20 protein-coding genes are annotated in these 21,770 nt (G+C 60.9%); 14 read left to right on the forward strand and 6 right to left on the reverse strand.

From position 1 onward, the window contains the following. Window positions 1–84: 84 nt before the first annotated feature. Window positions 85–519, reverse strand: a complete 435-nt coding sequence (locus ACWFSR_RS02745) for a MerR family transcriptional regulator (protein ID WP_447523015.1) — start codon at window positions 517–519, stop codon at window positions 85–87. A gap of 68 nt (window positions 520–587) precedes the next feature. Further along, a complete protein-coding gene (locus ACWFSR_RS02750; protein WP_447523016.1) occupies window positions 588–1,718 on the reverse strand; it encodes a glycosyltransferase family 4 protein in 1,131 nt (376 codons plus the stop codon). A gap of 90 nt (window positions 1,719–1,808) precedes the next feature. Here ACWFSR_RS02750 and ACWFSR_RS02755 point away from each other — a divergent pair, with 90 nt between their 5' ends. The 8 genes from ACWFSR_RS02755 to ACWFSR_RS02790 all read left to right on the forward strand — a co-directional run bounded on the left by ACWFSR_RS02755 (window position 1,809) and on the right by ACWFSR_RS02790 (window position 11,691). Continuing rightward, the gene (locus tag ACWFSR_RS02755) at window positions 1,809–2,930 is read left to right on the forward strand and encodes a mannose-1-phosphate guanylyltransferase (RefSeq protein ID WP_197107787.1); all 1,122 of its coding nucleotides are present in this window, start codon (window positions 1,809–1,811) and stop codon (window positions 2,928–2,930) included. Window positions 2,931–3,018: 88 nt separating this feature from the next. Next, on the forward strand, window positions 3,019–4,158 hold the full coding sequence (locus ACWFSR_RS02760; RefSeq protein WP_197107785.1) for a BMP family lipoprotein: 1,140 nt from the start codon (window positions 3,019–3,021) through the stop codon (window positions 4,156–4,158). A 123-nt stretch (window positions 4,159–4,281) separates the two neighbouring features. Further along, the gene (locus ACWFSR_RS02765) at window positions 4,282–5,796 is read left to right on the forward strand and encodes an ABC transporter ATP-binding protein (protein WP_197107783.1); all 1,515 of its coding nucleotides are present in this window, start codon (window positions 4,282–4,284) and stop codon (window positions 5,794–5,796) included. After that, on the forward strand, window positions 5,793–7,094 hold the full coding sequence (locus ACWFSR_RS02770) for an ABC transporter permease (protein ID WP_447523017.1): 1,302 nt from the start codon (window positions 5,793–5,795) through the stop codon (window positions 7,092–7,094). Before ACWFSR_RS02765 ends, ACWFSR_RS02770 begins: the two co-directional genes overlap by 4 nt. After that, on the forward strand, window positions 7,094–8,374 hold the full coding sequence (locus ACWFSR_RS02775) for an ABC transporter permease (protein ID WP_447523018.1): 1,281 nt from the start codon (window positions 7,094–7,096) through the stop codon (window positions 8,372–8,374). Before ACWFSR_RS02770 ends, ACWFSR_RS02775 begins: the two co-directional genes overlap by 1 nt. 4 nt (window positions 8,375–8,378) lie before the next feature. Beyond that, entirely contained in the window at window positions 8,379–8,795 is a 417-nt protein-coding gene (locus ACWFSR_RS02780) for a cytidine deaminase (RefSeq protein ID WP_197107777.1), read from the forward strand. Continuing rightward, complete coding sequence (locus tag ACWFSR_RS02785; RefSeq protein ID WP_447523019.1) at window positions 8,788–10,104, forward strand: thymidine phosphorylase; 1,317 nt, start codon at window positions 8,788–8,790, stop codon at window positions 10,102–10,104. Before ACWFSR_RS02780 ends, ACWFSR_RS02785 begins: the two co-directional genes overlap by 8 nt. Before the next feature lie 69 nt (window positions 10,105–10,173). Then, window positions 10,174–11,691, forward strand: a complete 1,518-nt coding sequence (locus tag ACWFSR_RS02790; RefSeq protein WP_447523020.1) for an MFS transporter — start codon at window positions 10,174–10,176, stop codon at window positions 11,689–11,691. Here the strand turns inward: ACWFSR_RS02790 and uriH are convergent. Beyond that, window positions 11,688–12,635, reverse strand: a complete 948-nt coding sequence (uriH, locus tag ACWFSR_RS02795) for a uridine-preferring nucleoside hydrolase UriH (protein WP_447523021.1) — start codon at window positions 12,633–12,635, stop codon at window positions 11,688–11,690. The two genes, ACWFSR_RS02790 and uriH, sit on opposite strands and share 4 nt — an antisense overlap. Window positions 12,636–12,683: 48 nt before the next feature. Between uriH and ACWFSR_RS02800 the strand changes: the two genes are divergently transcribed. Genes ACWFSR_RS02800 through ACWFSR_RS02820 form a run of 5 tightly spaced genes read left to right on the forward strand, consistent with a single transcriptional unit; the run spans window position 12,684 to window position 16,445 of the window. After that, the gene (locus tag ACWFSR_RS02800) at window positions 12,684–13,862 is read left to right on the forward strand and encodes an adenosylhomocysteinase (protein WP_197107769.1); all 1,179 of its coding nucleotides are present in this window, start codon (window positions 12,684–12,686) and stop codon (window positions 13,860–13,862) included. Then, window positions 13,862–14,545, forward strand: a complete 684-nt coding sequence (locus tag ACWFSR_RS02805; RefSeq protein WP_447523022.1) for an IclR family transcriptional regulator — start codon at window positions 13,862–13,864, stop codon at window positions 14,543–14,545. The genes ACWFSR_RS02800 and ACWFSR_RS02805 overlap by 1 nt, the downstream gene beginning before the upstream one ends. A gap of 57 nt (window positions 14,546–14,602) precedes the next feature. After that, complete coding sequence (locus tag ACWFSR_RS02810; RefSeq protein ID WP_447523023.1) at window positions 14,603–15,724, forward strand: adenosine deaminase; 1,122 nt, start codon at window positions 14,603–14,605, stop codon at window positions 15,722–15,724. Between the two features lie 2 nt (window positions 15,725–15,726). Further along, on the forward strand, window positions 15,727–16,176 hold the full coding sequence (locus ACWFSR_RS02815; protein ID WP_197107763.1) for a PTS sugar transporter subunit IIA: 450 nt from the start codon (window positions 15,727–15,729) through the stop codon (window positions 16,174–16,176). Continuing rightward, the gene (locus tag ACWFSR_RS02820; RefSeq protein ID WP_197107762.1) at window positions 16,173–16,445 is read left to right on the forward strand and encodes a PTS sugar transporter subunit IIB; all 273 of its coding nucleotides are present in this window, start codon (window positions 16,173–16,175) and stop codon (window positions 16,443–16,445) included. The genes ACWFSR_RS02815 and ACWFSR_RS02820 overlap by 4 nt, the downstream gene beginning before the upstream one ends. Window positions 16,446–16,504: 59 nt before the next feature. Here ACWFSR_RS02820 and ACWFSR_RS02825 read toward each other — a convergent pair whose 3' ends face one another. Together ACWFSR_RS02825 and ACWFSR_RS02830 are read right to left on the reverse strand one after the other, a co-directional pair. Further along, entirely contained in the window at window positions 16,505–18,172 is a 1,668-nt protein-coding gene (locus ACWFSR_RS02825; protein ID WP_447523024.1) for a phospho-sugar mutase, read from the reverse strand. Next, window positions 18,169–19,005, reverse strand: coding sequence for a purine-nucleoside phosphorylase (locus tag ACWFSR_RS02830; RefSeq protein ID WP_197107758.1), 837 nt, complete (start codon window positions 19,003–19,005; stop codon window positions 18,169–18,171). The genes ACWFSR_RS02825 and ACWFSR_RS02830 overlap by 4 nt, the downstream gene beginning before the upstream one ends. Window positions 19,006–19,169: 164 nt before the next feature. Here ACWFSR_RS02830 and ACWFSR_RS02835 point away from each other — a divergent pair, with 164 nt between their 5' ends. Next, window positions 19,170–20,609, forward strand: coding sequence for an NAD(P)H-quinone dehydrogenase (locus tag ACWFSR_RS02835; protein ID WP_197107756.1), 1,440 nt, complete (start codon window positions 19,170–19,172; stop codon window positions 20,607–20,609). Window positions 20,610–20,687: 78 nt separating this feature from the next. Here the strand turns inward: ACWFSR_RS02835 and ACWFSR_RS02840 are convergent, their stop codons facing one another. Further along, entirely contained in the window at window positions 20,688–21,716 is a 1,029-nt protein-coding gene (locus tag ACWFSR_RS02840) for a sugar-binding transcriptional regulator (protein ID WP_197110380.1), read from the reverse strand. Window positions 21,717–21,770 lie beyond the last annotated feature (54 nt).

A 21,770-nucleotide genomic window follows, 5' to 3' on the forward strand; every position in this document is an offset into this window, starting at 1 on the left:
TCGACCCTAAATAGCGAGATATCCGGAATGTTTTCGAGAATATTGTGAAAGTTAACGAGCCTTGCTGCCAGCGAAGCGCTGAATCTAGGGCGCAATCGCCGTTGACGCCAAAGATTCTGAGAACTGAGCCCCGGAATTTTCGCGCTGATCCATCGCCGCTCGGTACCATTCGATTTTCAGGGTGATCCCGTCGAGGTGCTTCTGTTGTTCGGCTAGGTCACGAATGACATTTTCGCGGTGCTGCTCGAGCAAGCGCATCCGCTCCGCTGAGGTGTCTTTGCCGCTGCGCACCAGATCGGCATACTCCCGAATGGTTCGGATGGGCATTCCGGTGCGGCGAAGATGGCCGATGAACTCGACGGCCTTGACATCCATTTCGCGGTAACGCCGCTGACCGTTCGCGAGGCGGGGAACCACAAGAAGTCCTGCTTTCTCGTAGTAGCGAAGCGTGTGATCGGTGACGCCGGTCGCCTCTGCGACCTCGCCGATGGTGAGTACTCGTTCGTTCGTTGTTGTCATCGTGCCACCCATGTTTGTTCCTAGAGCGCACTCTAAGTCAAGTCACTGTGGGCACAGTGTGCAGCTACCTACCGAGGAACCGGTGCGGATGCAGCAGCAATCGTCGCTTCGTAGTGCTGAACAAGTTCGCTGCAGACTCCGCTCCACGACTTTCCGAGAACAGTGCGCCGCCCGGCCTCACCCATGCGAGCTCGAAGCGCCGGATCAATGGCGAGCGCCTCTATATAGGCACGCAACTGATCTTCGTTGTCGGCTTCAAAGAGGAAGCCGTCAATTCCGTGGTCAATCAAATCAATGGGGCCGCCAGCGCGGGGCGCCACTACAGGCAAACCTGCCGAATGTGCTTCCTGCAAAGTTTGGCCAAAGGTCTCTTCAGTTCCCGTGTGCGCAAAAATATCGAAGGCGGCATAGGCCGCGGCCAAATCCTCGCCACCCAACTTGCCCAGCCACGTCACGGGGATGCCGGCGAGCTCCTTCTTGACCAGAGGTACCGATGAACCGTCTCCGACGATCGCAACGCGCACCCCGGTGAGGCCCCGAAGCGCTCGCAGCCGCTCCACCTGTTTCTCGGGAGCGATGCGTCCCACATACCCGACCACGATTTCGCCATTGGGGGAGAGGCGCTTGCGCAGCTTCGCCGTCGCCGGCGAGAGCTTCTTGGCGGGGTGATACATCGCGAGGTCGACGCCGCGACCCCAGCGTTCAAGCTTCGTGAGGCCGATGGCCCGCAGATCCGTCATTGCGGTGCTCGACGGGGCAAGCGTGAGCTCAGCACCATCGTGGATCCAGCGCACGATGCGCCAGGCCAGCTTGGTCGCCTGACCGAGGTGGTGACGGCGAGCGTAGCCTGCGACATCCGTCTGAAAAATCGCTACTGCGGGGATGCCGAGGCGATTCGCCGACGAAATGGCTTGAGCGCCGAGAAGAAAGGGAGCAGCGGCGTGAACCACATCGGGGCGAAAGTCGGCGATCAACTTGTGAACTTGCGGGTTGGGCAGGCCAACAGGAAACTGCCGATAAGCCAGTGCGGGCACCGCGTGCACTGTGAATCCCGCGTAGGTCTTGGGGGCGCCAGCCGATGGACAAATCACAATCGCCTCGTGGCCTTCGGCGCTCAAATAGTCGAGCACCTTCAGCACGCTGTTGGTGACGCCGTTGACAGTGGGGAGGAAGCTTTCGCTCACAATGGCGACTCGCACAATCAGCACCTCAATCGGTTGTCGTGACCCTGACAGTAGAAGGTGCAGACAACCGGCGAGTTAACGGGTGCTGAAGTCTAAGGTGGAGGCATGAGCCAACATCAGGCCCCGTTCGACAACTTCTATAGCGTGATCCCCGCCGGCGGTATCGGGTCACGGCTATGGCCGCTGTCGCGGGCCGACGCCCCCAAGTTCTTGCACGACCTCACCGGATCAGGCCAGACCTTGCTGCGGGACACCTGGGATCGCCTTGCGCCGATCTCTGGCACCGACCGCATTATGGTCGTGACCGGGCGCGCGCACCGTGCCGCCGTAGAAAAGCAGCTGCCCGAACTCAGCGACCCCAACGTTGTGCTCGAGAGCGAGCCAAAAGACTCCTCTGCAGCGATCGGGCTTGCGGCCGCGATCCTGCTCAAACGCGACCCCAACGTCATCATTGGATCGTTTGCTGCTGACCATGTGATTCGCGACATCCGCGGATTCAGGCGCAGCGTGCGCGAGTCGATCGCCGTGGCCAATGCTGGCTACATCGCTGCCATTGGAATCACGCCCACCGAGCCCGCTATTGGGTTCGGCTACATCCACTGCGGCGATCCGCTTGAGATCGACGACGCTCCCAGCGCTGTCATGGCGAAGTCGTTCGTTGAAAAGCCTGATTTCGAGACAGCCCAGGCCTACGTGGCCAGCGGCGACTACCTCTGGAACGGCGGCATGTTTATTTCGCGTGCCGACGTGCTTCTCGAACAACTGGGCAAAGCCGAACCCGAACTATTGGCTGGCCTCACCGAGCTCGCTGAAGTGTGGGACACCCCAGAACGCGGCGCCGTCGTCGACGCCGTCTGGCCGCACCTCGCCAAGATCGCCATTGACTACACGGTGGCCGAACCTGCTGCCGAAGAAGGGCGCCTCGTCGTGATCCCCGGAGACTTCGATTGGGATGACGTTGGCGACTTCGCTTCGATCGCCAAGTTGCACTCGGGTGGGCGCAAATCAGACCTCGCGATCCTCGGCGAAAATGCTCGCGTTCTAGCCGATAAGTCCACGGGTGTGGTGATTAGTCAGACTGACCGGCTTATTTCCCTAATTGGGGTAAACGACATTGTCGTGGTCGATACCCCCGATGCTTTGCTGGTTACTACAACTGCGAACGCTCAGAGAGTAAAATCTGTAGTGGATGCTCTAAAAGTCTCCGGACGTAATGATGTGTTGTGACAACCGTATTTCGCGTTTGTAACCATTCGGCTTCGGCGCTCATATTCGCACAATGCATTCCTTGATTCTTCGGTAGCGTAGGTTCACTATGTTTCGACAATTTCTGTCGGACAGCATCTTGGAGGACACCTTGAGAATCAGCACTCACGGCCGCGCACTCAGCGGCATGGCGCTCGTTGCCACCAGCGCACTCGTACTCGCCGGTTGCGCATCAGCACCCGAAGAGACCGACGCCGGATCGGGCGAAGCGCTTGACTACCTTCCCTGCATGGTTTCTGACTCTGGCGGATTCGACGACAAGTCGTTCAACCAGCTCGGTTACGAAGGTATCGAAAAGGCAGCCAACGAACTCGGTGTTGAATTCAACGCTGTCGAATCGACCAGCGATGCAGACTACGCACCCAACATCGAAAGCCTCGTAGCTGAGGGTTGCGACCTGATCGTCACCGTCGGATTCAACCTCTCCGCAGCCACCGTTGAGTTCGCTCTCGCGAACCCCGACATCGACTTCGCAATTGTCGATGACGCGGCAGACAACGACTTCGATGGCACCATCGACGCTCCGAACATCAAGCCGATCCTCTTCGACACCGCTGGTGCTGCATTCCTCGCGGGTTACGCTGCCGCTAGCTACTCCAAGACCGGTGTTATCGGAATGTACGGCGGAATGAACTTCCCCACCGTTTCGATCTTCCTCGACGGAACCGCTCAGGGTGTTGAGTACTACAACTCCGAAAAGGGCACCGACGTCACCGTTCGTGGTTGGGACATCGCAGCACAGGACGGAACCTTCATCGGTACCTTCGCTCCGGGAACCGACTCGCGTGCAGCAGCTCAGAACCTGATCGACCAGGGTGCAGACGTTCTGCTTCCTGCTGGTGGACCCATCTTCCAGAGCGCGGTTGAGGCAATCCGCGACTCCGGCAAGGACATCGCCATGATCGGTGTAGACGCTGACCTGACCGAGACCGAGACCGCAGCTGCGGACTTGTTCCTCACCTCGATCCTCAAGCAGATCGGCGTTGCAGTTGAAGACGTCGTCAACGAGGCTTCGACCGGTTCGCTCGACACCACGCCGTACATCGGAACCCTCGAAAACGGTGGAGTTGGCATCTCGCCGTTCCACGACTTCGAGTCGATGGTTGACGGAGGGCTCGAAGCTGAGCTCGTCACCGTCAAGGACGGCATCATTTCCGGCGACATCGCCGTAACGTCGTACCTGAACTAATTAGATAGAACTGAGGGGGCTGGCCTGAGGGTCAGCCCCCTTCGTTTTGGACTAGTCCTCTGAGGCTATTCTTGTGAAACCCGACGACGGCGATGATGCCCGTCACAGTACTGAGGAGAGATTGTGAAGCTTGAGCTGCGAGGTATTACCAAGCGCTTCGGTGACCTAATCGCGAATGACCATATTGATCTCACGGTCGAAGAGGGCGAGATTCACTGCCTCCTCGGCGAGAATGGCGCGGGTAAGTCAACGTTGATGAATGTGCTCTACGGCCTGTATCAGGCTGAGGAGGGCGAAATTCTCATCGATGACGAGGTGCGCCACTTCGCTGGACCAGGAGACGCGATGCGCTCCGGTATCGGCATGGTCCACCAACACTTCATGCTGATCCCCGTGTTCACCGTCGCAGAAAACGTGGCTCTAGGCCACGAAGAGGTCTACGGTCCCGGGCTCCTCAACCTCGAAGCCGCCCGCACGCTCGTGCGTGACATTTCCGCTCGCTTCGGTTTCGACATCGATCCCGACGCTCTCGTCGAGGATTTGCCGGTTGGCGTGCAGCAGCGTGTGGAGATCGTCAAGGCGCTCTCGCGTGAAGCCAAGATCCTGGTCTTCGATGAGCCGACCGCGGTACTGACGCCTCAAGAGACTGACGAGTTTATGGCCATCATGCGCCAGCTCAAGTCCGAAGGCACCTCCATTGTTTTCATCACGCACAAGCTGCGTGAAGTTCGCGAAGTAGCGGACCGCATCACCGTCATCCGCCTAGGAAAAGTTGTTGGCGAAGCAGACCCGAGTGCGAACAAGGAAGAACTGGCATCGCTCATGGTCGGCCGTGCTGTCGACCTCACGATCGACAAGGCTCCGGCGCAGCTCACCGACAACTCTCTCGTGATCGACAAGCTGTCGATCGCTGATGAACTTGGGCACCGCGCAGTCACAGACCTCAGCGTCACGATTCGGGGTGGCGAGATTCTCGCCATCGCGGGAGTGCAGGGCAACGGTCAAACTGAACTGGCCGAAGCGCTGCTCGGCATGCAAGAGCGAGCATCGGGTTCAATTACGTTGAACGGCACCGAATTGCTCGGCCTCAATGCGCGCCAAATCCTCGATGCTGGCGTTGGTTATGTGCCGGAAGACCGCACTCTCGATGGTCTCGTTGGTGCCTTCTCGGTTGCCGAAAACTTGATGCTCGACCGCAGTGACGGAGAACCGTTCGTCAAGTACGCCACGTTGCAAACGGACGTGCTCACCGAGTTCGCGACCGAGAAGCTTGAGGAATACGACATCCGCGCTCAGAGCATCGGCGAACTCGTCTCGAAGCTCTCGGGCGGTAACCAGCAGAAGGTTGTGTTGGCTCGAGAACTCAGCCGCGAGCTGTCGTTGTTGGTCGTCTCGCAGCCGACTCGCGGACTCGACGTTGGTTCTATCGAGTTTGTTCACGAGCAGATTGTTCGAGTGCGTGACCGCGGAGTTCCCGTGATCGTTGTCTCGACTGAACTCGACGAAGTCGTTTCCCTTGCAGACCGCATCGCGGTCATGTACAAGGGACAAATTGTTGGAATCGTGCCTGCGGACACCCCGCGCGAAAAACTCGGCCTCATGATGGCTGGCGAACGCATTACGGAGGAGGCAGCATGAGCGAGCCAACACCACAGAAACCTGAAGACCAGAAGCCTGAAGACCAGAAGCCTGAAGACCTGAAAGCCGAAGAAGCGGCCGTGACAGAGACTGCCACGACCTCGGAAACGAACCAGGACACTGTCCGCTGGACGAACGCGTTCCGCGAAATCGCGTCGGGTAACGCGCTGCTTTCGCTGCTCGCCGTCGTCTTGGCGATCCTGATTGGTGGAGTGCTCATCGCATTCACCGATTCCGATGTGCAAGATGCAGCCGGCTACTTCTTCGCTCGTCCCGGTGACCTCTTCGCGGCCATCGGCTCCGCTGTCGGCGGTGCTTACCTCGCACTGTTCCAAGGATCGATCTACGACTTCCGTCGCGATGACTTCCTTTCGGCCATCAAGCCGCTAACGCAGACCTTGGTCTTCGCAACGCCGCTGATTGCCGCCGGGCTCGGTGTCGCGATCGCCTTCCGTGTTGGTCTGTTCAACATCGGTGGCCGCGGCCAGATCATTGTCGGTGCAGCATTCGCCGGCTACGCGAGCTTCGCGTGGGATCTGCCCATCGTCATCCACGTCACCGTTGCTGTGATCATGGGAATCATCGGTGGTGCCCTCTGGGGTGCGATTGCTGGTCTCTTGAAAGCGCGCACCGGTGCTCACGAGGTGATCGTCACGATCATGCTCAACTACGTTGCCTACTACCTGATCAGCTTCTTGCTGCGCACTGATCTGCTCAAGAACCCAGGTTCCAACAACCCGAAGACCCCGCCAGCAGCAGAAAGCGCCGTTCTGCAGCCCATCTTTGGTGACGGCTTCAAGCTGCACTGGGGCTTCGTCCTCGTGGTTGCGGCTACCGTTGTGGCTTGGTGGCTCATTGACCGCTCAAGCCTCGGTTTCAAGTTCCGCGCTGTGGGCCTCAACCCTCACGCGGCTCGCGTCGCCGGTGTCAAGGTTGAGCGCATCTACATCTACGTCATGCTCATCGCGGGTGGCTACGCTGGTCTCGCTGCGAGCACCGAGGTGCTCGGAACGACCACGAGCGGATTCACCTCCGGGGTCGATGCGGGAATCGGCTTCGACGCCATCACCGTTGCTCTCCTCGGGCGTTCCACCCCGTGGGGAACCTTCGCTGCCGGCCTCCTCTTTGGTGCTTTCAAAGCGGGCGGGTTCACCATGCAGGCTTCGCAGGGCATCCCGATTGACATCGTTCTCGTTGTTCAGTCCCTCATCGTTCTGTTTATCGCAGCTCCGCCGCTCGTGAGGGCTGTGTTCCGACTGCCGCAACCCGGCGCTCGCGCAAAGAAGGTGGTCAGCTAATGACTTTCACCAAAACTTCTGAAAGCAAAAACCACGCAGGATCGAAGATCGATCGTCGTAGCTGGAAGCTCCCGATCGCATTCGCGATTGTCTCGCTGATCTCTGGCGTGCTCTTCGTTGGCTTCGCTGAGGACGCCCCCACCGGGTTCAACCTCTCAACGGGGTCCGACCTGTTCCAACTGCCGGTTATTCACTTGCCTGCGCTTGCGACCGGCGTTGTCGTGACGATCCTGACCGCGCTCATCGCGGTCGGCTCGGCATTCATGATCTCGCAGGATCGCGCAGTGCCTAAGTGGATTCCCATCGTGGGTGCGATTCTCGCTCTCACCGGCTTCCTCACCTGGGCTGCTGCCGATGAGACGCTTCGCGTTCCTGAACTGCTTGCCGGTTCTCTCGTGCTTGCCGTTCCGCTCATATTCGGTGCTCTCGGTGGCGTAATCTCCGAGCGCGTCGGTGTCGTCAACATCGCGATCGAAGCCCAACTGCTAGCCGGTGCGTTTGTTTCCGCCGTCGTCGGAACCCTCACGGGCTCCGCCTTCGCGGGACTCTTCGCGGCAGCTGTCGCCGGAATGCTCGTGTCGTTCTTGCTCTCGGTCTTCGCGATCAAGTACCTCGTTAATCAGATCATCGTCGGTGTTGTCATCAACGTTCTGGTTTCTGGTCTCACCGGATTCCTGTACTCGACTTGGCTTACGGACAACCCCGAGCAGTTGAACAACCCGGAAGGGTTCTCGACGCTGGCGATCCCGCTGCTGAGCGGCATCCCGATCATCGGCCCGGTGCTCTTCCAGCAGACGCTGATCGTCTACTTGCTGTACGTCATCGTGGCCGCCGTTGCGTTCGCGCTGTACCGCACTCGCTGGGGACTGCGTCTGCGCGCCGTCGGTGAGCACCCCAAGGCCGCCGACACTGTCGGCATCAACGTGACTCTTACCCGTTTCTGGAACGTCGCCCTTGCCGGCGCGATCGCCGGTCTCGGTGGAGCATTCATCACGCTGAGCCAGACAGGCCAGTTCGGCAAGGACGTCACTGCGGGCGCCGGCTTTATCGCTCTCGCCGCCGTGATCTTTGGTCGCTGGGACCCGATCAAGGCAACGCTCGCGGCGCTGCTCTTCGGCTTCGCCAGCAACCTGCAGAACGCTCTGAGCGTGGTGGGTTCGCCGGTTCCGAGCGAGTTCATGCTCATGCTGCCGTACGTCGTGACAATCATTGCCGTCGCCGGTCTGGTCGGAAAGTCTCGGCCGCCAGCAGCATCCGGAACACCATACATAAAGGGGTAACGCTATGACGATCGAGCCGCAATCTATTGACTGGGATGCGCTGAGGCTCGTCGCCACAGACGCCCTGACCCACGCCTACGTTCCCTATTCGAAGTTCCCGGTCGGCGTCGCCGCAATTGTCGACGACGGCCGGGTGATTTCGGGTGCGAACGTCGAGAACGCCTCCTACGGCCTCACCCTGTGTGGAGAGTGTTCTCTGATCTCTGCCCTGCACATGACAGGCGGCGGAAAGCTCGTTGCCTTCACGTGCGTCGATGGCAAAGGCAACGCCCTCATGCCGTGCGGGCGCTGCCGCCAACTGTTGTTCGAGCACTCCGCTGAAGGCATGTTGCTCGACACCGTTTCTGGCATCAAAACGATTGACGAAGTGATCCCCGACGCGTTCGGGCCACGCACTCTTGAGGAGTACCGCAGTGAATAACAGCGCAGAAGCCAAGCAGGTCGAACGTTTCGATGCCGTGGACCTCATCCACACCAAGCGTGACAAGGGTGTGCTCAGCACCGACCAGATCAACTGGCTCGTGGATGCCTACACTCGCGGTTATGTCGGCGACGAGCAGATGGCTGCCATGACAATGGCCATCTTCATCAACGGCATGGAGCGCGAAGAAATCCGCGACCTCACCCTGGCTATGATCGCCAGCGGCGAGACGCTGAGCTTTGAAGGACTGGGCAAGCCCACGACCGACAAGCACTCGACCGGTGGCGTTGGTGACAAGATCACCTTGCCGCTCGCCCCGCTCGTCGCCTCCTTCGGCGTCGCCGTGCCGCAGCTTTCGGGCCGCGGTCTTGGCCACACGGGTGGCACGCTCGACAAGCTCGAGAGCATCCCCGGCTGGCGTGCTGACCTCAGTAACGAAGAGTTCTACGCCCAGCTGCGCGGCGTTGGCGGAGTGATCTGTGCTGCCGGCTCAGGGCTCGCTCCGGCCGACAAGAAGTTGTATGCCCTTCGCGACATCACCGGAACTGTCGAAGCTATTCCACTGATCGCATCCTCAATCATGAGCAAGAAGATCGCGGAAGGAACGTCGGCCCTCGTGCTCGATGTTAAGTTTGGCTCTGGCGCCTTCATGAAGGATGCCGACCGCAGTCGCGAGCTCGCCGAAACCATGGTTCGCCTAGGTAAGGATGCGGGAGTCAAGACTGTCGCGTTGCTCACCAACATGAATGTTCCCCTCGGTCTCACGATCGGAAACGCTAATGAGGTACGCGAATCGGTTGAGGTTCTCGCCGGTGGCGGCCCCGCTGATGTGCGCGCGCTGACGGTAGCGCTCGCCCGCGAAATGTTGGCTCAGGTTGGTCACGAAGACGCGGATGTGGAAGCCGCTCTCGATAACGGCCAAGCGATGGATGCCTGGCGCGGCATGATCTCCGCTCAGGGCGGCGACCCCGACGCTGCCTTGCCGCAGCCGAAGGAAAGCCACGTTGTTGTCGTCGAGCGCGATGGCGTTCTCGTCGAACAAGAAGCTCTCCCATTTGGCGTTGCTGCATGGCGTCTGGGCGCCGGTCGCGCTCGCAAGCAGGACCCGGTGCAGCACGCCGCTGGCATCGATTTGCATGCCAAGCCGGGCGACACTGTGCGCAAGGGCGAGCCGTTGTTCACGATGCACGCCGACGAGCCTGCTCGTTTTGAGCGCGCACTCGAGTCGCTCGAGGGCGCGTACCGCATCGGTGATGCCGGGGACACCATCCACGATGGCGGTCCGCTGATCGCTGGGCGCATCGACTAGCGCACCGCCCCGCATGCTGGCTTCGTAAGCTGAATGGTGGGTCTCATCCGCTGACGTAATGTTGTCTCAATGACGACCGCGGATGAGACCACCGCCAGTGCTGATCCGGCACCGGGTGGCGCACACACTACCGAGACCGAAGCCGAACACTCGGCTAAATGGCGTGCCTTCTGGGTGTGTGTTGTGGTCGCCGCAATCACGATCCTTGACCTCTCGAAGGTCAACGTGGCTCTTCCGTCGATCGAGGATGCTCTCGGCGCGACATCCACTCAACTGCAGCTCATTGTGTCGGGCTATGTGCTGACCTTTGGCCTTGTGCTGGTGCCCGCGGGCCGCCTTGGCGATCAGCGTTCGCGCAAGAAGCTGTTTCTCGTGGGGCTGACACTCTTCACTCTCGCCAGTGTCGCGTGTGCGCTCGCCCCGAATGCGACCCTGTTGCTGGTGTTCCGCTTGCTGCAGGGTGTCGCGGCCGGCATCCAAATGCCTCAGGTCATTGGCCTCATTCAGCAGCTGTTTCGGGGACCCGAGCGCGGCCGGGCTTTTGGTCTTTTCGGTGCGATGATCGGTGTCGCCACTGCGTTCGGCCCCACGCTTGGTGGGCTGATGATCGCGATCGGCGGCACCGAAGACGGCTGGCGTTACATCTTCTGGATGAACGTGCCCCTCGGCATCATCGCCCTCGTTCTGGCGTGGCGCATTCTCCCGACCACCTCCAAGGCAGGCTACGAGCGCCTCAGCCTCGACCCGGTCGGGATCGCGATCTTCGGCATCACGGTGCTTGCGTTGATGTGGCCATTCCTCTTCACGACGGGTGCTCCGACGGATGACCCCAACCGCTGGTGGCTGCTGGTGCTCTTTGTACTTTCTGCCGCCGCTTTCGTCGCGTGGGAGCGTCGCTACGCGGCAGGGGGACGGGCGCCTCTCGTTCCGCTTCAGCTGTTCCGCATCAGCTCGTTCCGCAACGGAACGTTGCTCGCGACCGTGTACTTCGCGGCAATGCCAGCGATGTTTCTCATGACGACGCTGTACTTGCAGCTAGGGCTTGGCCTCGAGCCCGTCTTCGCGGGGATGGTGACGATCGGTTTTGCGTTGACCAGTGCGGTGTCGTCGTGGCGCGGCGGCATCTTGGTTGAGCGCTACGGACGCTCGCTCGTGGTTGTGGGCCTCGCCATCTTGCTCGTGGGGCTTGGGCTCCTCATGGCCGCCGCGATTCTGACTCCGCCGGAGCTGACGCCCTACATGATGGCGGCAGCCCTCATTATCGGTGGTACCGGAGGTGGGCTCGTCGTCTCGCCCAACCAAACCCTCACGCTGCACGACATTTCGCCCGTCGAGGGTGGGCTAGCGGGATCCGTAGGGCAGCTTGGCCAACGAATTGGGACGGCGATCGGAACCGCCGTTGCACTCTCGTTGTTCTATTCCACTCTGTACAACGAACGCAACAGCGGCGAAAGCACCGTCGAGCTGTACCACCACGCTTACGGCACCGGGATGCTCGCCACAACGCTTTTCTTCTCGATCGCGATGCTTGTTGGCGTTATCGATCTCGGTGCACGCAAGCGCCGGGCACGCGCGCTGGAGGTCTAGAGCTTCGGGTCGCCGATGCGCTCGAGGGCGTCGACGATCATGTCCCAGAATTTGGGAACGTCGATGTTGCGAGCGACCTGAGTCGTGCAGTCGGCGGGGGCCGGCGCGCGGAAGTCTGTGACGGTCATGCCGAGCGTGAGCTGACCCGTGAGTTCCACATTCAAGGGGACCTTGACGGTGTCCATGATGGAGGGGTCGATCACGAAGGCGACGGCACATGGGTCGTGCACGGGCGGGTGCTCGAAGCCTTGAGCTTCGCGGTACGTAGCGCCGAAGAATTCAAGGAGTTCGCCGACGAATGCTGCGGGGGCGGTGCCCACGGCGGCGATCGCAGCGGCGACGTCGTCGGTGGCGAGGGCGTCGTGAGTGACGTCAATGCCCACCATCGTGAGCGGCCACGATTCGTTGACGACGATGTGGGCTGCCTCTGGGTCGATCACAATGTTGAACTCGGCAGTAGCGCTCCAGTTGCCGACGTTGACGCCGCCACCCATCATGACAACTTGCTTGACGCGCTGTGCGATGCGGGGCTCCTTGCGCACGGCAAGAGCGAGGTTGGTGAGCGCGCCGGTTGGAACGAGCGTGACGGTGCCTGGCTCGTTCTGCATAACGGTGTCGATGATGAAGTCGACGGCGTGACGAGCATCCAACTCGATAAGAGGCTCGGGGAGCACGGGGCCGTCAAGACCGGATTCGCCGTGAATGGATTCGGCTACTTCGACTTCGCGCACGAGCGGGCGGTGGGCTCCGCGGGCGAAGGGCACGTCGGTGATGCCGGCGACGCGGGCAACGGCCAGAGCGTTGCGAGTGACTTTCTCGATTGTTTGGTTGCCCATCACGGTCGTGACTCCGAGGAGTTCGATGTGCGGGCTACCGTGAGCGAGCAGGATCGCAATCGCGTCGTCGTGCCCGGGGTCGCAGTCGAGGATAATTTTTTCAGCCATGATCAAAAGCATATATGAAAACGTCATTCATATATGTAGAGTTGAGATATGACAAATGATCTTATTGACGGTGCCGCCGCCCGGTTGCTCTGGGTGAGATCTCGTATGCCGTTGCTCGCCGAAGTGCGAAAGCGGTTCGAGCAAGCGAAGCCCTTCGCCGGGCACCGCATCGGCATGGCGATGCACCTCGAGCCGAAGACAGCGGTGTTGCTCGAGACCCTGAAGGCCGGGGGAGCGGAGATCGTAGCGACCGGCAATCTCGGGTCGACGCAGGATGATGTTGTTGCCTATTTGCGGTCGCAGGGAATGACAATTTTTGGTGCCCGCGATGACTCTGAGTGCGAATATGAGGCACACATTCGAAACGTGGTGGAGTCGAAACCAGACATCATTCTCGACAACGGCGCCGGCATTGTTGCTCGTCTCGTCGAGCTCGGAGAGACCGATCGCATTGTCGGCGGCACCGAAGAAACCACCTCAGGAAGCTACCGTCTGCGTGAGGAACTCGCTACGCACATCCGCTTTCCCATCATCGTTATCGACGACAACCCTCTGACTGTGATCAATGAGAACAAGCATGCGGCAGGTCAGTCAGTTGTTGAGAGCTTTATGCGTGTCACGAACGTCATGGTCTCTGGGCGCCGCTTTGTGGTGGCTGGCTACGGGTGGTGCGGTCGCGGTGTGGCGCACTATCTTCGTGCTTTGGGCGGCAAGGTCGCTGTTGTGGAAGTCGATGAGATCAAGGCCCTTGAGGCAGCACTCGATGGCTATCGAGTGGCAAATGTTTTTGACCTGGCAGGCTGGGGCGAAGTCTTCATCACGGCTACCGGCCATCCGCAGGTTCTAACTACCGACTTCTTCGAGGTTGTCGCAGACGGAGCGATGCTCGTGAACTGCGGTCACTTCGACTGGGAAATCGACGTTCTGGCTCTGCGCGATGCGGCGACGAGCACGACCGTGATCGACGGTGCAATCGAGCGAGTTAACCTCCCGGGAAACCGCCACGTCACCCTGCTCGCGGACGGCCGCATGATCAATCTGGCGGGGCGCGAGCCTCGGGGCAACTCGATCGAATCGATGGATCTCGGATTTCTGCTTCAAGCGCTTTCGCTTGAACGTATCGCGACAGCGGCAGGCACGCTCGAACCAGGTGCGCAGCCCGTGCCCGACAGCATCAACCGCGAGGCGGCCCGGCGGATGCTCGCCGCGATGAAAGCGGACCGCTAATGGCGACCACCCCCGAGTACACCGCTCCCGCCCTCGACAAAGGGCTCGACATTCTCGAGCTGCTCGCCGAAACATCGGGAGCCCTCAGCCAGTCGGAAATTGCGGAAGCAACCGGGCGCAGTATTGGCCAGATTTTTCGAGTTCTCTCCACTCTCGAACGCCGCGGCTACGTGTTCCGAGACAAGCAGTCGGGGCTCTACACGCTGGCAATGAAACTCTTGGAACTCGCGCACCGGCATCCGCCACTTCGGGGATTGGTCAGCGTGGCGCAACCCATCATGCAGGTTCTCGCGGAGCACGTGCGGCAATCGTGCAACCTCGCCGTGCTCGATGGCAGTGAAGTGCGCGTCGTCGCTCAGGTGGAGTCTCCCGCCGACTTCGGTTTTCGAGTGCGCGTCGGGGCAACATTCGATTTGACGACGACGGCGACAGGTTCGGTGCTTTCGGCAACATCGCCATTGACGGCTGACACGGTCGTGCGGGCCGATACCTTGCACCCCGGAATCACCGATGTAGTAGCGCCGATTCTCGGGGCGAGTGGTGCTGTGGTGGCCGCGCTGACGGTGCCATACGTGGCACCAACGTTCAGCGAAGTGGATGTGGACCGCGTTCAAGAATTGGCGTCCGCCGCCGCAAAAGAAATTTCGATTCTCCTCAACGGGGAAGCATTCACAGGATCGTAACGCCGTTCAGGTTAACCTCAGCGCGCTTTCAGCCAGAGGCACGGTAGATTTAGACGTATGAACGCCGCTGTTGAGAACTTTTTGATGCCCGGAGGTGGCGCGAGCATTGCAGCGCTTCCCAAGGTCTCCCTCCACGATCACCTCGATGGAGGGTTGCGGCCTCAGACCATCGTCGAACTTGCCGATGAGGTCGGCTACGCGCTCCCCGAGGACAATTCGGAGGCGCTGAAATCATGGTTTGCGACTCAGGCCGATTCCGGCTCGCTCGTGAATTACCTCGCGACTTTCGACGCCACCATCGCTGTCATGCAGACCACCGAGGGTCTCCAGCGGGTCGCCCGCGAGTTCGTGGAAGACCTTGCTGATGACGGTGTCATTTATGGTGAAATCCGTTGGGCGCCGGAGCAGCACCTGCAGAAGGGGCTCGACCTCGATCAGGTTGTCACCGCCGTGCAGGAAGGCTTGGAGCAGGGTGTGGATGCCGTGCGCTCGAGCGGCCGCAGCATCCGGGTGGGGCAGTTGTTGTCTGCCATGCGCCAAGCCGATCGCGGCACCGACATCGCCGAGCTGGCAATCCGTCACCGCGACCGCGGTGTTATCGGTTTCGACATTGCTGGTCCCGAAGCAGGATTCCCGCCGAGCCGCCTTCGTGGTGCGTTCGACTTGCTCGCGCACAACTACATTCCTGCCACCGTGCACGCGGGGGAAGCAGACGGCCTCGACAGCATCCGCAGTGCCCTCTTTGACGGTCGAGCGCTTCGTCTCGGGCACGGCGTTCGCCTGGCTGAAGACATCACGATTGCCAACGAAGACGACGAGAACACGTATGTGACGCTCGGGGACTTGGCCCAGTGGGTCAAGGATCGCGAGATCGCGCTCGAGTTGAGCCCGTCATCCAATCTTCAGACCGGTGCCATCGAGCAGTGGGGCGACGAAATCATCGACCACCCCTTCGATCTGCTCTACCAACTCGGATTCCGCGTCACCGTCAACACCGACAACCGGCTGATGAGCGCCACGACTCTCAGTCGTGAACTCGCGTTGCTCACGGAAGCGTTTGGCTACGACCTCACCGACCTTGAGGTCTTCCAGCTCAATGCTGCGGCCGCAGCCTTCCTGCCCCTTGAAGAACGCGAAGAGCTCTCCGAAGCCATCAGCGTCGGTTTTGAGAAAGCGTAGTTATGTCCCTCCCTCCGCTGCCCGAATCAGCGATTGAAATTGATGCTTTTGCGGTTGATTGGCGAGCCGCTGTTCGACTGTCGGGCGAAGCCCTCGTGCGTTCTGGCGCGGCGAAGCCGGGGTATGCCGACGAGATGATCCGCATGATCGAGGATCACGGTCCCTACGTCGTTATTGCGCCCGGTCTTGCTTTGGCTCACGCTCGCCCTGGCCCCCAAGTGATCGCAAACGGGCTCTCGGTTGTCACTCTCAAAGAACCTGTACGGTTCGGTCACGCCCACAACGATCCGGTACGGGTGGTGCTTGGCCTCGCTATTTCTGAGGCGGGCGCACACTTGGCAGCGGTCGCGGCTGTCGCTAACATTTTCAATGACTCCTCGGCGATTAACGAGCTCGCCGCCGCAACGTCCGCTGCCGAGGTCCAACGCATCATGGGAGTGAATCCGTCGTGAAAATCGTGACCATCTGTGGTGCTGGCATCGGCAGTTCCGGTGTGCTCAAGGTCAACGCAGAACGTGCGTTGCGCGCGCTTGATCTCGAAGCCACTGTCGTTGCCGCTGAAGTGAGTACCGTTCGCACGGTTGCCGCGGATGCTCAGATTATTCTCACGACGCAAGAGTTCGTTGAGGCGATTGGCAAGACCAACGCCGATGTCATCGTGATCGTGAATCTCTTTGATACTTCGGAACTTGCCCAAAAACTAGAAGACGCCCTCGGCTAACCGAGGACGCCCTCCCACGTTTCTTCGCTCGCCGCCGTTCGGCAGCAGCACCTGCGGTGCTAGCTGAGAACCTCGCGCATCCCCGCTTCAAGCTGGCTCGCGACGGCTTCGGCCGCAGCCTGACGCTCAGCGCCTTCGCCTGACATGCTCGAGGCATCCACATAGAACTTGAGTTTGGGCTCTGTGCCACTGGGGCGCACGATGACGCGTGCTCCGCCCTCGAATTGCATGCGAATGATGTTGCTGGGCGCGAAGCCGTCAACACCGTTCTCAAAGTCATCGAAGGATGCCACAGCGAGACCACCGACGGCGGTGGGAGCGTTCGCACGCAAGCGCGTCATCGTCTCGCCAATCTCTGAAATCTTGGCGAAGCGCAGCGATACCTGGCGAGAGGCAAAAGCGCCGAAGCGTGCCGCGAACTCGTCAAGCCTGTCGAGCACGGTCTTGCCATCGGCCTTGAGTTCGGCGGCCATCGAGAGGAAGTCGACTGACGCCGAGATGCCATCCTTGTCGCGAACTTTGGCGGGATCAACGAGGTAGCCGAGAGCTTCTTCGTAGCCGAACACGAGCCCATCGATACGGGAGATCCACTTGAAGCCCGTGAGGGTGTCTGTGTAGTCCAGGTCGTAACCCGCAGCGATGGCACGCAGTGCCGGAGACGAGACAATGGATGCCGCGAGAACGCCGTTACCGTTGGCGCGTTCTGCCGCGCGCCACCCGAGCAATATTCCCACTTCGTTTCCGCTCAGCCGACGCCATTCGCCGTCGCGACCGGGTACTGCCACCGCGAGGCGGTCGGCGTCGGGGTCGTGAGCAATGGCGAGATCGGCCCCTACTTCGCGTGCTTTCGCAAAGCTGAGGTCCATGGCACCTGGCTCTTCCGGGTTAGGGAAGGCGACGGTGGGGAACGCGGCGTCGGGGTGGGCTTGTTCTTCGACGAGGGCGGGGGCAGCGAATCCGGCCTTCTCATAGACGGCCTTGCTGGTTTCCCAACCCACGCCGTGCATAGCCGTGTAGGTGTAAACGACGTCCTTGACGGGGCCGGCGAGGGCCGCCGTGAGGGCAATGTATTCGTCGACAACACCCTCGTCGGTGGTGACGAAATCGGTGGAGCGCGGGAGGTCGGCAATCGACCCCTTCGCAACGAGATCAATAGCGTGGGCGATGTCGGCGTCGGCGGGCGGCACGATTTGTGAACCGTGGTTATCGCCGCCCAGATAGACCTTGTAGCCGTTGTCGATTGCGGGGTTGTGGCTGGCGGTGACCATCACGCCGGCGCTGACGTTAAGGTGGCGCACAGCAAAGGCGAGCACCGGGGTGGGCAACAGTCGCGGCAACAGGATGGCGCGCACACCAGCCCCCGCCATGATGGTGGCGGTGTCTCGAGCGAAAACTTCAGAATTGATGCGGCCGTCGTAGCCGATCACGATGCTCGGGCTGAGCTCATGGGTGAGAAGGTAGGCGGCAAGTCCCGCAGCCGCCTGAGTGACCAACACCCGGTTCATGCGGTTGGGGCCGGCACCCAGCTCGCCGCGCAACCCGGCAGTGCCGAACGCGAGCCGCGAATCAAAGCGGTCATGAAGGCCAGCGATAGCGGTCTCGTCGCCCTGGGCGGCATCCGTAATTAGAGCTTCGAGCTCAGTGTGGGTGACGGCGTCGGGGTCTTGCTCTAGCCACGCGTTGGCCGCAGCGATGAGCTCGGCGGTGGTGAGAACTTCGGTGCTCATAGTGCGGTCACAATCTGGGCGAGAAGACCACTGATCTGTACTTCAGCATCCTTGCCCGCCTGAATTACTTCTTCGTGGCTGAGGGGAGTGGACTGGATGCCGGCAGCCAGGTTCGTGATGAGTGACATTCCCAGGATTTCCATGCCCGCTTGGCGCGCGGCAATCGCTTCGAGCGCCGTGGACATTCCCACGATGTGGCCACCCATGGTCTTGGCCATCTGGACTTCGGCGGGCGTCTCGTAGTGCGGGCCGCGGAACTGCGTGTACACACCCTCGTCGAGGCTCGGGTCGATCGACTTGGCGATCTCGCGCAGGCGCTTGCTATAGAGGTCGGTGAGGTCGATGAACGTCGCACCTTCGAGCGGCGAGTCCGCCGTGAGGTTGAGGTGATCGCTGATCAGCACGGGGGTTCCGGGCTTCCACGTCTCCTTGATGCCGCCGGCGCCGTTCGTGAGAATCATGGTCGTGGCACCGGTGGCGGCAGCGGTGCGCACCGAGTGGACAACACGACGAACGCCGTGGTTCTCGTAGTAGTGGGTGCGAGCGCCAATGACGAGGGCGCGCTTGCCGCTCGGCAACAGGATTGACCGCAGGGTTCCGACGTGGCCTTCGAGGGCAGGCTTGGAGAAGCCGGGGATGTCGGAGGCGGCAATCGTTGCCGTTGTTTCACCGATCAGGTCGGCGGCTTTGCCCCACCCGCTTCCGAGGGTGAGGGCAATGTCGTGCTTCTCGACTCCGGTCGCGGCTGCGATTGCTGCAGCGGCGTCTTTCGCGACCTCAAACGGGTCTGCGGTGGGGTCGTCGAGGGGGTTTGTGGTTGGCGACTGTGACATGGCATCCACTCTAAACGGTGGTGCCTGCGACTCACCGGTACATTCAGCGCGAATGTGAGCAGGCAGGCGCGCACGACGCTGGTGATTCGGGCCGCACGCTCCGCTGACGCACACCGGTGAGCGTGCGGTTTGTCGATGGGGCAGAACCGCGAGAGAATTGGCGCATGGCCTATGAGTTCGAGCGCACCCAACGAATTGCAATACTCGGCGGTGGCCCCGGTGGCTACGAAGCAGCCCTGGCGGGCGCGCAACTAGGCGCGGAGGTGACCCTCGTCGAACGCGAAGGTGTCGGCGGATCTGCTGTGCTCACTGATGTGGTGCCGTCGAAGACGCTCATCGCCACTGCGGAAGCAACCAACGCGATTCGGGATGCCGCAGAGCTGGGCGTGCAGTTCTACTCGCGCTCCGATTCCGGTCGTGCCGTTCGCCCCGAAATCACCGTGAACCTTGCTGCCGTGAACGCGCGCCTCATGCGCCTTGCGCAGCAACAGTCCGACGATATGAAGTCGCAACTCATCAAGGCCGGAGTGAAAATCATCCACGGCGAAGGCCGCCTCGATGGTCCGCAGCGCCTGGTCGTGTCGACCGGCAAGGGCAAAGCAGGAACAGACTTCGACGAAGTGGATGCCGACACCGTCATTGTCTCGGTCGGCGCCCGCCCGCGCGTGCTCGACTCCGCACTGCCCGATGGCAAGCGCATCCTCACGTGGACGCAGCTCTACACGCTCACCGAAACGCCCGAACACCTCATCGTGGTCGGTTCCGGTGTTACCGGTGCCGAATTCGCATCGGCGTACACGGCGCTCGGCGCCAAAGTCACCCTGATCTCCTCGCGCGACCGCGTGCTGCCCGGTGAAGACGAAGACGCTGCCCGCGTGATTGAAGACGTGTTCAAGCGCAACGGCATGACCGTGCTCTCCAAGTCGCGGGCCGAATCCGTCACCACCACCAAGGATGGTGTGATTGCTACGCTCAGCGACGGACGAACGGTCGAAGGCAGCCACTGCCTCATGGCCGTTGGCTCGTTGCCGAATACCGAAGGTCTTGGACTCGAAGAGGCTGGCGTGCAACTGACCGAGTCTGGCCACATCCGAGTCAACCGTGTTGCCCGCACCTCAATGCCGTCGATCTACGCGGCCGGCGACTGCTCTGATTTCTTCCCGCTCGCCTCAGTGGCGTCGATGCAGGGCCGCACCGCCGTATTCCACGCGATGGGCGACGGCGTGACGCCGATCGAACTGCGCAACGTGGCATCCAACATCTTTACTCAGCCTGAAATCGCCACGGTTGGCTGGTCGCAAAAGCAGATCGAAGAAGGGCTCGTTCAGGGAACGATCTACAAGCTGCCGCTGGCATCGAACCCGCGCGCCAAGATGATGGGCATCAAGGATGGCTTCGTGAAGCTCTTCGCTCGCACCGGTTCTGGCACGGTGATTGGCGGAGTCATCGTTGCCCCCAATGCCTCCGAGCTGATCATCTCGATCGCGCTCGCCGTAGAGCACCGTCTTACCGTCGACCAGATGGCTCGCGCGTTCTCTGTTTACCCCTCGCTGACGGGCAGCATTACGGATGCCGCCCGCGCCATGCACGTCGTCGACAAGTAACAACTACGGCTGCAGCGAACACAGCAGCAGCAACCACAGCTGCAGCAACCCCCGCAGTGGCAGCCCGGCTGGCGAGAGTTAGGCCGGCGCCTGCCCGGGCGTGCTCTGCTCGTTTTGGAACGCGAGTTCTGTGTCGGATGCTGCGTCGTCCTTGAGCGCGAGAACGTGTTCGACGAGTTTCGTTGCGGTTTGTTCATCGATGACAAGGTCAGTAATGACGCCCGCTCGGAGCGCGGCCAGCAGAGGCACAACCTTGTTGTCGCCCGCGACACCGCAGATGCGGCGGGGGATGGAACGCAGTTCTGCCGGGGTTGGGCCCGTTGCACGTGCGTTCATTGAGAGGTCTTCATAGGTGCCGTCTTCGCGCAAGAAAATGGTGCAGACATCACCGACGATGCCTTCGCTGTCGAGGGTGGCGATGTCTCCGGCTTCGAGGTAGCCGGCGGAGTAGACGTGGCTGGGCACTTCTCCCGCAATGGCACCGATCGAGAACAGCGCAATATCGGCTCGGCGCTGATATTCGAGCACGCGCACAATTGACCGCTCTGACCACATCGCGTTGCGGGTTTCCGCGTAATCGAAGAACGCGGGCACGGGGAAAAGGTGCACTTGGGCGTCGAAAGCATCGCCGAAGTTGGCGATCAGGTTGCCCGCATACTCCACTCCCGAGGTGCGCACATTGGCAGCTCCGTTGAGCTGCACTACGGCGCTGCCACGGGTTGGTTTCTTGCCTAAATACTTGGAGATCGCGGCCAAAGTGGTACCCCAAGCAACCCCCATAATCATGTCGGAGTCGAACCAGCTGGTCACCATTCTGGCGGTGGCACGGGCCACTTGATCGAGCCGTTCTGCCTCATCCGCGAGGTCTGCAACCGGCACAACGTGAGTCTCGACGCCGAAGCAGCCCTCGATCTTTTTGGCGAGGCCGGGACCACGCGTCGGGGTGGGGCGCAGGGTGATCTCAACGAGGCCACTTTCGCGGGCGTCGCGAAGCAGGCGAGAGACGCTTGAACGGGACATGTGCAGGTGGTTGGCGATGGTGTCCATCTTGATGTCTTGCAAGTAATACATCGATGATGCCGACAGCATTGCCTCTTCGCGTTCCATAATGTCCATCCTTGCACGTTCGTGCAGATGTGCTGCTCAGTTTGTCATTTGGTA

It is taken from the genome of Salinibacterium sp. NYA9b (assembly GCF_976973725.1).

What these genes read in the sequence shown, in the direction of transcription:
- uriH (WP_447523021.1), bottom strand. Translation starts at nt 12,635, where the DNA reads ATGGCTGAAAAAATTATCCTCGACTGCGACCCCGGGCACGACGACGCG.
- ACWFSR_RS02805 (WP_447523022.1), top strand. Translation starts at nt 13,862, where the DNA reads ATGGCGACCACCCCCGAGTACACCGCTCCCGCCCTCGACAAAGGGCTC.
- ACWFSR_RS02760 (WP_197107785.1), top strand. Translation starts at nt 3,019, where the DNA reads ATGTTTCGACAATTTCTGTCGGACAGCATCTTGGAGGACACCTTGAGA.
- ACWFSR_RS02830 (WP_197107758.1), bottom strand. Translation starts at nt 19,005, where the DNA reads ATGTCACAGTCGCCAACCACAAACCCCCTCGACGACCCCACCGCAGAC.
- ACWFSR_RS02840 (WP_197110380.1), bottom strand. Translation starts at nt 21,716, where the DNA reads ATGGAACGCGAAGAGGCAATGCTGTCGGCATCATCGATGTATTACTTG.
- ACWFSR_RS02835 (WP_197107756.1), top strand. Translation starts at nt 19,170, where the DNA reads ATGGCCTATGAGTTCGAGCGCACCCAACGAATTGCAATACTCGGCGGT.
- ACWFSR_RS02825 (WP_447523024.1), bottom strand. Translation starts at nt 18,172, where the DNA reads ATGAGCACCGAAGTTCTCACCACCGCCGAGCTCATCGCTGCGGCCAAC.
- ACWFSR_RS02790 (WP_447523020.1), top strand. Translation starts at nt 10,174, where the DNA reads ATGACGACCGCGGATGAGACCACCGCCAGTGCTGATCCGGCACCGGGT.
- ACWFSR_RS02810 (WP_447523023.1), top strand. Translation starts at nt 14,603, where the DNA reads ATGAACGCCGCTGTTGAGAACTTTTTGATGCCCGGAGGTGGCGCGAGC.
- ACWFSR_RS02755 (WP_197107787.1), top strand. Translation starts at nt 1,809, where the DNA reads ATGAGCCAACATCAGGCCCCGTTCGACAACTTCTATAGCGTGATCCCC.
- ACWFSR_RS02770 (WP_447523017.1), top strand. Translation starts at nt 5,793, where the DNA reads ATGAGCGAGCCAACACCACAGAAACCTGAAGACCAGAAGCCTGAAGAC.
- ACWFSR_RS02815 (WP_197107763.1), top strand. Translation starts at nt 15,727, where the DNA reads ATGTCCCTCCCTCCGCTGCCCGAATCAGCGATTGAAATTGATGCTTTT.
- ACWFSR_RS02745 (WP_447523015.1), bottom strand. Translation starts at nt 519, where the DNA reads ATGACAACAACGAACGAACGAGTACTCACCATCGGCGAGGTCGCAGAG.
- ACWFSR_RS02800 (WP_197107769.1), top strand. Translation starts at nt 12,684, where the DNA reads ATGACAAATGATCTTATTGACGGTGCCGCCGCCCGGTTGCTCTGGGTG.
- ACWFSR_RS02775 (WP_447523018.1), top strand. Translation starts at nt 7,094, where the DNA reads ATGACTTTCACCAAAACTTCTGAAAGCAAAAACCACGCAGGATCGAAG.
- ACWFSR_RS02780 (WP_197107777.1), top strand. Translation starts at nt 8,379, where the DNA reads ATGACGATCGAGCCGCAATCTATTGACTGGGATGCGCTGAGGCTCGTC.